The organism is Acidimicrobiales bacterium, from assembly GCA_036273495.1.
Classification (GTDB): domain Bacteria; phylum Actinomycetota; class Acidimicrobiia; order Acidimicrobiales; family JAJPHE01; genus DASSEU01.
Genome location: DASUHN010000333.1, coordinates 1 through 9574, shown reverse-complemented (window position 1 = coordinate 9574; position 9574 = coordinate 1). Strand labels below are relative to the sequence as shown.

Here is a 9574-nt window from a genome sequence, read left to right as displayed (position 1 = left end):
TCAGCTTCACCTACGCCGACGAGAGCGACCCCGGGCCGTACCCCTTCGGCCCCGACACCCCGATCGAGGGCGGCCCGAGTGCCACCGGTGACCGCCACGCCATCATGGTCGACTCCTCGTCCTGCACCCTCTACGAGCTGTACGACGCCCACTACTCCCCGTCGGGTTCGACGGCCGGCTCCGGAGCCGTCTGGAATCTCGGCTCCGACCGGCTCCGCCCGGCCGGCTGGACGTCGGCCGACGCCGCCGGCCTCCCGATCCTCCCCGGGCTCCTGCGCTACGACGAGGTGGCGGCGGGATCGGTGACCCACGCCATCCGGTTCACGGCCGCCCGGACCGACCGCTCCTACGTGTGGCCCGCCCGCCACCAGGCTGGCTCGGCCAGTGATCCCACCCTCCCTCCGATGGGCGCCCGCTTCCGGCTGAAGGCCGGCTTCGACATCTCCCGTTACTCGGCGCCGGCCCAGGCTGTGCTGCGCGCCATGCAGCACTACGGGCTGATCCTGGCCGACAACGGCTCCAACTGGTACTTCACCGGAGCGGCCGACAACCGCTGGGACAACGGACTGCTCGACGAGCTCAAGACCGTGCCGGCGGCGGCGTTCGAAGCCGTCGACGAGTCGTCGCTGATGGTCGATCCCAACTCGGGCGCGACCCGCCCGGCCGTTGCCACCCAGGGATACCGGATGGCCGACTCCTCCGGTGGCGTGTACACGTTCGGCACCGCCTCCTTCCGGGGCTCGGCCGCCGGCGTGCACCTGGCCCGGCCCATCGTGGGCATGGCCCCCACTCCCGACGGAGGCGGCTATTGGCTGGTGGCTAGCGACGGCGGGATCTTCAGCTACGGGGACGCCCACTTCTTCGGCTCGACCGGGGCCATCCACCTCAATCAGCCCATCGTCGGCATGGCCCCCACTCCGGACGGAGGGGGCTACTGGCTGGTCGCAGCCGACGGGGGCATCTTCACCTTCGGCGACGCCCGCTTCCGCGGCTCCACCGGGGCCATCCGTCTGAACCAGCCCATCGTCGGCATGGCCCCGACACCCGACGGCGCCGGCTACTGGCTGGCGGCCCGCGACGGAGGCATCTTCACCTTCGGCGACGCCTGCTTCCGCGGCTCCACCGGGGCCATCCGCCTGAACCAGCCCATCGTCGGCATGGCCCCGACACCCGACGGCGCCGGCTACTGGCTGGCGGCCCGCGACGGAGGCATCTTCACCTTCGGCGACGCCCGCTTCCTCGGCTCCACCGGAGGCGTGGCTCCGGCCGGCGGGGTCGCGGGGATGGAACGCACCCCGGACGGAGCCGGGTACCGGCTGGCGGGCGCCGACGGGTCTCTGCTGATGTTCGGGGACGCCGTCAACGAGGGCAGCGCCGCCGGCTACCCCCCCGCCGCCCCGATCGTGGCGTTAGGTTGAGAACCGGTGTCGGGCGTGTCGGCGCGGGTCGGGGTGGTCGAGCGGGCACCTCTCGCTGTCGTCTTCCTGACGGGCGCGGTGGTGGCCCTGTCCCTCGGGTTGTACTCCCGGCTGCACACCGCCGCCGGTCGGCCCCTGTTCACGCTCGGCTTCTCCGGCATGCTGCAGATGAAGGCGTGGCTCACCACCATCGCCACCGCCCTGCTGATCGTCCAGCTGCTCACGGCGCTGTGGATGTGGGGCCGCCTGCCCGGAGCGGGCCCCGCCCCCTCGTGGGCGCCGGTGGCGCACCGCTACACGGGGAGCGTGGCCTTCGTCGTCACGCTGCCCGTCGCCTTCCACTGCATGTGGGCGCTCCGGTTCGCGACCGCCAGCGTGCGCGTGGTCGCCCACAGCGTGGCCGGCTGCCTCTTCTACGGAGCCTGGTCGGCCAAGATGCTGGGCCTGCGGCTGCGGGGCCTGCCCGGCTGGGCCCTGCCGGTCCTGGGTGGAGCGGTGCTGTCCCTCCTCGTGCTGCTGTGGCTCACCGCCGCCCTGTGGTTCTTCACCCGCTCCGGGGTGCCGCTGACGTGAGCGACCCCCGCCCGCAGGCGGACCGGACCGCCCCCGCTCCTGCCGTCTCCCGCCGGGCGGCTGCTGGCCCGGCTCGGTCAGCTCCGCCCGGGGAGTGGAGTGGTGGTGTCCGACCAGAACGTGGTGGTGACCCTCGCCTCCGACTCCACCGTCCACGCCTTCTCCGCCACGTGCACCCACCAGGGCTGCACGGTCGACGCGGTGCAGAACGGCGTGATCACCTGCCCGTGCCACGGCAGCCGGTTCGACGCCCGCACGGGCGCCGTCCTGACCGGCCCCGCCCCCCGTCCCCTTCCGGCCGTGGCCGTGGTCGTCCGCAACGGCGGGGTGTACACGCGATGAGCAGGCTGCTCCACCGGGTGCCGACGCTCCTGTGGCTGCTGGCGGTGGGCTTTGCCGTGGGCGCCCTCATCGCTCTGTCCTGAGGGCGGCGCGACCGCGCGGGACGATCAGGCGGATCAGCAGCGCCCCGAACAGGAAGCCCACCACATGGGCGAAGTACGCCACGTCGGCACCCTGGGCCACCCCGTTGCCCGCCGAGTAGGCGTACTGCAGCAGGAACCAGAAGCCCAGGACCAGCCAAGCCGGTAGCCGGAACGGCAGGAACAGCAGGAACGGGACCAGGGCGGTGACCCGGGCGCGGGGGTACAGGACGACGTAGGCGCCGAGCACGCCGGCTATGGCGCCCGAGGCCCCGATCAGCGGGGCCGTCGAGTGGGGAGAGGCCAGGGCGTACCCGTAGGCGGCGACGTAGCCGGCCACCAGATAGAAGAGGAGAAAGCGGATCCGCCCCAGCCGGTCCTCGATGTTGTTGCCGAAGATGATGAAGAACAGCATGTTGCCGAGCAGGTGCGCCCACCCGGCGTGCAGGAACATGGCGGTGAGCACGGACAGGGCGGGGACCTTCGACCACCGCTCGGTCGGGCACGGGAGCGGCCCCACGTTCGTCGGGATGGGGCCGACGACGTGGGGCGCCAGCTGCTGGTTGCTCGTCAGCTCCTTCGGTATGGCCCCGTAGTGGTCGAAGAACTCGATCTGCTGACACGCCGACGCCAGTGTCTGGGTGCCGTTGCCCATCGGGACCTTTCCGATGGGCTCGGCCAGGAACAGCGCCACGTTGATCAGCACCAGCAGCCACGTGACGACCGGCCGGCGGCGCAGCGGGTTCTCGTCGTGGATGGGGATGACCACGAGCGGAGAGTCTGCTTTACTCCGGGCCCATCACTCCCGTGCTGGTGGCCGTGCTGGCCGACACCCACCTCCGGGCCGGGCTCGAGCGGCTCCCTCCCCCCGTCTTGCGGGCCCTGGACGCCGCCGACGTGATCCTGCACGCCGGAGATGTGGTCAGCCGGGCGGCGCTGGCGGAGCTCTCCGAGCTCGCGCCGGTCCACGCCGTGTCGGGCAACAACGACGTCGAGCTGGCCGGCCTGCTGCCTCCGACCCGGTCGGTCGAGATCGGCGGGGTCCGGATCGCGATGGTGCACGACAGCGGGGCCCGGGCCGGCCGGGCCGGGCGGATGCGCCGGCTGTTCCCCGACGCCGGCGTGGTCGTCTTCGGCCACAGCCACATCCCCTGGGACGAGGAGGGAGTGGACGGCCAGCTCCTGTTCAACCCCGGGTCGGCCACCCAGCGCCGCCGCCAGCCCGTGTGCACGTTCGGCGAGCTGGAGCTCGGCGGTGGCCGGGTGCTGTCCCACCGCATCGTTCCGCTCTGAGCCCCGCCGTCGCCCGCCGGCCGGCCGGGAGCTACCTTCGCTCGCCGTGGCCGGGCCCAGCGCGGAGACGGTGATGGTGCCGGCGGCCGGTCGCCAGGTCGCCATCACCAACCCCGAAAAGGTGTTCTTCTCCGAGCACGGGAACACCAAGCTCGACCTGGTCCGGTACTACCAGGCCGTCGAGGGGCCCCTGCTCGATGCCATGGGCGGCCGGCCCGTGCTGCTGCAGCGCTTCCCGCACGGCGCCGAGGGGTCGTCGTTCTTCCAGAAGCGGGTGCCGGAGTCCCGCCCCGACTGGCTGGAGACGACGACGGTCAGCACGCCGAACGGCACCACCTCGGAGGCCCTGGTGGCCGCCGACCTGGCCCACGTCCTGTGGGCGGTGAACCTGGCCTGCCTCGGGTTCCACGTCTGGCCGTATCACGCGTCCGATCCCGACCACGCCGACGAGCTGCGGATCGACCTCGACCCGACGCCGGGCGTGGACTTCCCGATGGTCCGGGAGGCGGCCCACGAGGTCGAGGTCCTGCTGGCCGAGCTCGGGGTCCAGGGCCGCCCCAAGACCACCGGCAACCGGGGTGTGCATGTCTACGTGCGCCTGCTGCCCCGGTGGGACTCCTACCAGGTGCGCTCGGCGGCCGTGGCCCTGGCCCGGGAGCTGGAGCGGCGCCGGCCCGAGCTGATCACCGCCTCGTGGTGGAAGGAGGAGCGGGGCCGGCGGGTGTTCGTGGACTTCAACCAGAACGCCCCCCACAAGACGGTGTTCGGGGCGTGGTCGGTGCGGGCCCGGCCCGGGGCGCAGGTGTCGGCCCCGTTCCGCTGGGAGGAGCTGGAGACCATCCACCCCGACGCCCTCACCATCGCCTCGGTTCCCGAGCGGGTGAGCTCGGAGGGGGACCCGTGGGCCGAGATGGCGGCCGACCTCCAGTCGCTCGACCCCCTGCTCGCGCTGCACGAGCGCGACCGGGCGGCGGGCCTGCAGGACGCCCCCTGGCCGCCGGTCTACCCGAAGATGCCGGGAGAGCCCTCTCGGGTGGCGCCCTCCCGGGCCCGCAAGCAGCCGTAGCGCCGGGGTGCGGGCCGGCAGCTCAGCCCCCGGGCCTCCCCGAAAACGCTTTTCCCGTGCCGTATATAAATCTTCATATACGGCCGGTCATTTCCTGCCGGGAGTGACGGGCGGGACGCTCCCCGAGGTCGGAAGCATCGTCTGTCGCCACTATCCGGGCAGACAAAGCCCCGTAAAGTGGGATTTGGCCGGTCATATATGAATTTTCATATATGGCGACCACTTTTATTTTCGCGGGGGCGGGGGGGACCCCCGAAGGCGGCGGCAGGCGGCCCGGACTAGGAGATCGTCTTGATGACCAGGGCGTCCCCCTGGCCGCCGCCCCCGCAGAGGGCGGCCACGCCCGTGCCCCCGCCCCGGCGGCGCAGCTCGAGCAGCAGGGTGAGGGCGATGCGCGTCCCCGACATCCCCACCGGGTGCCCGAGGGCTATGGCCCCGCCGTTGACGTTCACGATGTCGTCGCTGATCCCGAGGTCGTCCATCGACGCCACGCCCACGGCGGCGAAGGCCTCGTTGAACTCGAACAGGTCGACGTCGGACACCTTGAGGCCCGCCTTGTCGAGGGCCTGCTTCGACGACCGGGACGGCTGGGTCAGGAGCGAGGGGTCGGGCCCGGCCACCTGCCCGTAGGAGACGACCTCCCCGAGGGGGGTCACGCCCAGGGCCGAGGCCTTCTCCTTGGACATCACGATGACGGCTGCGCCCCCGTCGGAGATCTGGCTGGCGTTGCCGGCGGTGATGGTGCCGTCCGCCTCGAACGCGGGGCGGAGCTGGCCCAGGCTGTCCACGGTCGTCCCCGGCCGGACCCCCTCGTCGGTGTCGACGATGATCGGGTCCCCCCGCCGCTGGGGCACGGGGAACGCCACGATCTCCTCGGCCAGCTTGCCGTCCTTCTGGGCCGCCGAGGCCCGCTCGTGGGAGGCGGCGGCCAGGGCGTCCTGGCGGTCGCGGGCGATGGTCTGGGCCTTGGTGTAGCGCTCGGTGGCGGCGCCCATGGCGCACAGGTCGAAGGCGCAGAACAGCCCGTCGTACATCATCGAGTCCACGACCTTGGAGTCACCCATCCGCAGGCCGGCCCGGGCGCCCGGCAGGAGGTAGGGCGCCAGCGTCATCGACTCCATGCCGCCGGCCACCACGATCTCGGCGTCCCCGGCGTTGATCATCTGGTCGGCCAGGTAGATGGCGTTGAGGCCCGAGAGGCAGACCTTGTTCACGGTCGTGGCCGGCACGGTCATCGGGATCCCCGCCTTGACCGCCGCCTGGCGGGCGGTGATCTGGCCCGTCCCCGCCAGGATCACCTGGCCCATGAAGACGTAGTCGACCTGGTCGGGGCTCACCCCGGCCCGCTCCAGGGCGGCCTTGATGGCGTGGCCGCCGAGGTCCACGGCGGGTACGCCCGCGAAGGCGCCGGACATCTTGCCGATCGGTGTGCGGGCTCCTGCGACGATGACCGTGCCGGGCATGGGCTGTTCCCCCTTAACGAGGCCAAAAGAGCAATTCTACGGTTACCGGCCGGTAACCCGTCCAAACCGGACCGGGTAGCTTCGCGGCCGTGCAAGCCTTTCTAGAAGCGATCCAGAACGGGGCCTCTGCGGACGACATTGCCGCCATCCCCGTCCCCGAGTCCTACCGGGCCGCCCTCGTCCGCAAGGAGGACGTGGGCATGTTCGAGGGGGTCGACTCCGCCGACAAGGACCCCCGCAAGTCCCTCCGGGTCGAGGACGTGGCCGTCCCCGAGCTCGCCCCCGACGAGGTCTACGTGGCGGTGATGGCCAGCGCCATCAACTTCAACACGGTGTGGACCTCGATCTTCGAGCCCCTGCCCACCTTCGGGTTCCTGTCCCGTCTCGGGAAGGAGTCGCGCTGGGGCGCCCGCCACGACCTGCCGTACCACGTGGTCGGCTCCGACGCCTCGGGCGTAGTGATCCGGGTCGGCTCGGCCGTGCGCAACTGGAAGCCGGGGGACAAGGTCACCATCCACTGCAACTACGTCGACGACCAGGACCCGAGCTCCCACGACGACGCCATGCTGGCCAACAACCAGCGCATCTGGGGCTTCGAGTCGAACTTCGGCGGGCTGGCGGACCTCACCGTCGTGCGCGCCAACCAGCTCATGCCCAAGCCCGCCCACCTCACGTGGGAGGAGGCGGCGTGCAACGCCCTCACCAACTCCACGTCGTACCGGATGCTGGTGAGCCGCAACGGCGCCGACATGAAGCAGGGTGACACCGTGCTCATCTGGGGTGCGGGCGGGGGCCTCGGCGGCTACGCCGTGCAGTACGTGCTCAACGGCGGCGGCATCCCCGTGGGGGTGGTGTCGAGCCCGGAGAAGGTGAAGCTGCTCGAGGAGCTGGGCTGCGAGGCGGTCATCGACCGCAAGGCCGCCAACTACCGCTTCTGGTCCGACGATCACACCCAGGACGAGTCGGAGTGGCGCCGGCTGGGCAAGGACATCCGGGGCCTGGTGGGTGACGACCCCGAGATCGTCTTCGAGCATCCCGGCCGCCAGACCATGGGCGCCTCGGTGTTCGTCTGCAAGCGGGGCGGGGTGGTGGTCACCTGCGCCGCCACCAGCGGCTTCATGATCGAGTACGACAACCGCCACCTCTGGATGAAGCTCAAGACGATCAAGTCCAGCCACTTCGCCAACTACAAGGAGGCGTGGGAGGCCAACCGGCTGATCGCCCTGGGCAAGATCCAGCCCATCCTCTCCGCCGTCTATCCGCTCACCGAGACCGGTGAGGCCGCCTACCAGGTCCACAAGAACCTCCATGAGGGCAAGCTCGGCGTGCTGTGCCTGGCGCCCCAGGAGGGCCTGGGCATCGACGACCCCGAGCTGCGCGCCCGCATCGGCGAGGACAAGATCACCCTGTTCCGGAGGCACGGGGGGTGAGCGCCGCTGCGGGCGGCGCCGCCTCGGGGGTGCTCACCGAGATCGACCACGTCGCCATCGCCGTCCAGGACCTCGAGGCGGCCATCGCCTACTACGCCGACACCTTCGGGGCCACCGTGGCCCACCGCGAGCGGATCGACTCCGACGGGGTGGAGGAGGCGTTGATCAAGGTGGCCGATTCCTACATCCAGCTCCTGACCCCGGTGTCCCCGAGCTCCCCGGTGGCCAAGTACCTCGAGACCCGGGGTGAGGGGATCCACCACGTGGGCTACCGGGTGGACGACTGCGGCCGGGCCCTCCAGGCGGTGAAGGACCAGGGCGGCCGGGTCATCGACGAGGCCCCGCGACCGGGGTCGCGGGGCACCACGGTGGCCTTCGTGCACCCCAAGGGCGCCTTCGGGACCCTGATCGAGCTCGTCCAGGAGTGACCGGGTTCTGACCGGCCCCGACCGGGGGCCGGGCACGCCGCCGTGCGTGCCGGCCGCCCGGTCAGTGGGCCGCCCCCGGGTCAGGCCACGTACGTCGGGCGCACCACCGTCGACAGCCGCCACACCACGCCCCCGAGGGCCAGGAGCGCACCCGACACCAGGACGTAGAACTCGATGGGGGCGCCGGTGAACGGCAGGCCCCCGCCGGTCGTGTGGGTGGGGGTGACGGCGGCGGCCGGGCCGGCCACGACCACGGGCAGGTCGATGGTGGTGGCGGTGGTGCCGGGCGTGGTGCCCGACCCGGTCGTTCCGGCGCTCGCCGGGGAGCCCCCCGACGTGGTCACCGCCGGGACGGCGCCGGCGCCGCCGGTGCCGGTGGCGTCGAGGAGCAGCAGGCTGAGCGCCGAGCCCGTACCGCTGCCGCTGCCCGGGACCACGGCCTGGCCCACGAAGGCCTCCCCGCCCGAGGCCACGACGCACGCCAGGCGCAGCAGGCTGTTCGACAGCGACGAGCAGATCTGGCCCACGTCCTGCGACGACCCGATCTGGTTGCCGTTGATCGAGGCCAGGTAGGCGCTGGCCCCCGACGCGCTGTCGGTCTGCGAGTGCAGGAGGTCGACGGTCAGCCCGCCGGACCCGCCGGCGTTCACGACCGCCCCGTCGGTGGAGCTGTGGCCGGCGCTGTGGCCCGAGCTGTAGCTGGCCGAGGAGTCCGAGCGGAGCACGTCGGCGCTGAGCCCCGAGCTCCCCCCGGCGGCGGCGTGGGCCAGGGCGGCCCGGGCCGCGGCGGACCCGGCCCCGGTGGATGCCGAGTACGGGGTCACCTCGGCCTCGACCGGGCTGCCGGACGGGGTCGACAGCGCCGAGCCCGACGAGGCGGCCTGGCCGTCGCTGCTCGACCCCCCGGGGGTCACGTTGTTGCCCAGCACCTGCACGGTGTAGGCGGACGCCGCCGACCCGCTGCCACCAGCCGAGGCGCTGGTCGGGGAGACCGAGGCCACGGTCTGGCTGCCCAGGCTCAGGCTGGCGCCGGTGCCCGAGGCCGATCCCGGGGGCGCGGTGTCGGCGTGGGCGGCCAGGGGGGCGGCCAGCCCGATCCCGAGCATCCCGGTGGCTCCGGCTACCACGATCCGGCGTCTGCGCATTGTTTCTGACCTTTCATTCGGGGCGAGTTCGGCTACATGACGGCGGGCCATGCCGGCTATGACGCCGATTGACTAGATATTTCTCAAACGGCCTCCGGCCTGAGAGGATCGGCCGGTGCGGGTCCACCTGGTCGACGGCACCTACGAGCTGTTCCGGCACCACTTCGGGGCGGCGGCCGCCCGCCGCAAGGGGGAGGGCGCCGGGGGCCCGGCCGAGTCCCGGGCCGCCACCCGGGGCGTGGTGGCCAGCGTGCTCGGGATGCTGGGCGACGGCGCCACCCACGTCGGGGTGGCCACCGACCACGTCATCGAGTCGTTCCGCAACGACCTGTGGGC

11 protein-coding genes are annotated in these 9574 nt (G+C 72.1%); 8 read left to right on the top strand and 3 right to left on the bottom strand.

Translation table 11 applies throughout. The features are described from left to right. The 3 genes from VFW24_14255 to VFW24_14245 all read left to right on the top strand — a co-directional run. A partial coding sequence (locus VFW24_14255; GenBank protein ID HEX5267924.1) for a hypothetical protein occupies positions 1 to 1418 on the top strand: 1418 nt, incomplete at its 5' end. A 6-nt stretch (positions 1419 to 1424) separates the two neighbouring features. Next, positions 1425 to 1991 (top strand): DUF6529 family protein, encoded by a 567-nt coding sequence (locus tag VFW24_14250; protein ID HEX5267923.1) that lies wholly within the window; start codon positions 1425 to 1427, stop codon positions 1989 to 1991. A gap of 39 nt (positions 1992 to 2030) precedes the next feature. Next, complete coding sequence (locus VFW24_14245) at positions 2031 to 2333, top strand: Rieske (2Fe-2S) protein (protein ID HEX5267922.1); 303 nt, start codon at positions 2031 to 2033, stop codon at positions 2331 to 2333. 66 nt (positions 2334 to 2399) lie between these two features. Here the strand turns inward: VFW24_14245 and VFW24_14240 are convergent, their stop codons facing one another. Then, on the bottom strand, positions 2400 to 3182 hold the full coding sequence (locus VFW24_14240; GenBank protein HEX5267921.1) for a rhomboid family intramembrane serine protease: 783 nt from the start codon (positions 3180 to 3182) through the stop codon (positions 2400 to 2402). A 38-nt stretch (positions 3183 to 3220) separates the two neighbouring features. On the opposite strand from VFW24_14240, the gene VFW24_14235 reads away from it, so the two are divergent. Then, complete coding sequence (locus tag VFW24_14235) at positions 3221 to 3706, top strand: metallophosphoesterase family protein (protein HEX5267920.1); 486 nt, start codon at positions 3221 to 3223, stop codon at positions 3704 to 3706. 46 nt (positions 3707 to 3752) lie between these two features. Beyond that, entirely contained in the window at positions 3753 to 4772 is a 1020-nt protein-coding gene (gene ligD, locus VFW24_14230; protein ID HEX5267919.1) for a non-homologous end-joining DNA ligase, read from the top strand. A gap of 278 nt (positions 4773 to 5050) precedes the next feature. Here ligD and VFW24_14225 read toward each other — a convergent pair whose 3' ends face one another. Continuing rightward, positions 5051 to 6235, bottom strand: coding sequence for an acetyl-CoA C-acetyltransferase (locus tag VFW24_14225; protein ID HEX5267918.1), 1185 nt, complete (start codon positions 6233 to 6235; stop codon positions 5051 to 5053). An 89-nt stretch (positions 6236 to 6324) separates the two neighbouring features. On the opposite strand from VFW24_14225, the gene ccrA reads away from it, so the two are divergent. Then, positions 6325 to 7665 (top strand): crotonyl-CoA carboxylase/reductase, encoded by a 1341-nt coding sequence (ccrA, locus tag VFW24_14220; GenBank protein HEX5267917.1) that lies wholly within the window; start codon positions 6325 to 6327, stop codon positions 7663 to 7665. Beyond that, the gene (mce, locus tag VFW24_14215; GenBank protein ID HEX5267916.1) at positions 7662 to 8093 is read left to right on the top strand and encodes a methylmalonyl-CoA epimerase; all 432 of its coding nucleotides are present in this window, start codon (positions 7662 to 7664) and stop codon (positions 8091 to 8093) included. The genes ccrA and mce overlap by 4 nt, the downstream gene beginning before the upstream one ends. An 80-nt stretch (positions 8094 to 8173) precedes the next feature. On the opposite strand, the gene VFW24_14210 is transcribed toward mce, so the two are convergent. Continuing rightward, entirely contained in the window at positions 8174 to 9238 is a 1065-nt protein-coding gene (locus VFW24_14210) for a hypothetical protein (protein ID HEX5267915.1), read from the bottom strand. A 115-nt stretch (positions 9239 to 9353) separates the two neighbouring features. On the opposite strand from VFW24_14210, the gene VFW24_14205 reads away from it, so the two are divergent. Beyond that, positions 9354 to 9574, top strand: a 221-nt coding sequence (locus VFW24_14205; GenBank protein ID HEX5267914.1) for a flap endonuclease, incomplete at its 3' end; no start/stop codon positions are given.

Excerpts from the sequence above, each read along its gene's own strand:
- VFW24_14225 (HEX5267918.1), bottom strand. The coding sequence starts at position 6,235 with ATGCCCGGCACGGTCATCGTCGCAGGAGCCCGCACACCGATCGGCAAG.
- VFW24_14210 (HEX5267915.1), bottom strand. The coding sequence starts at position 9,238 with ATGCGCAGACGCCGGATCGTGGTAGCCGGAGCCACCGGGATGCTCGGG.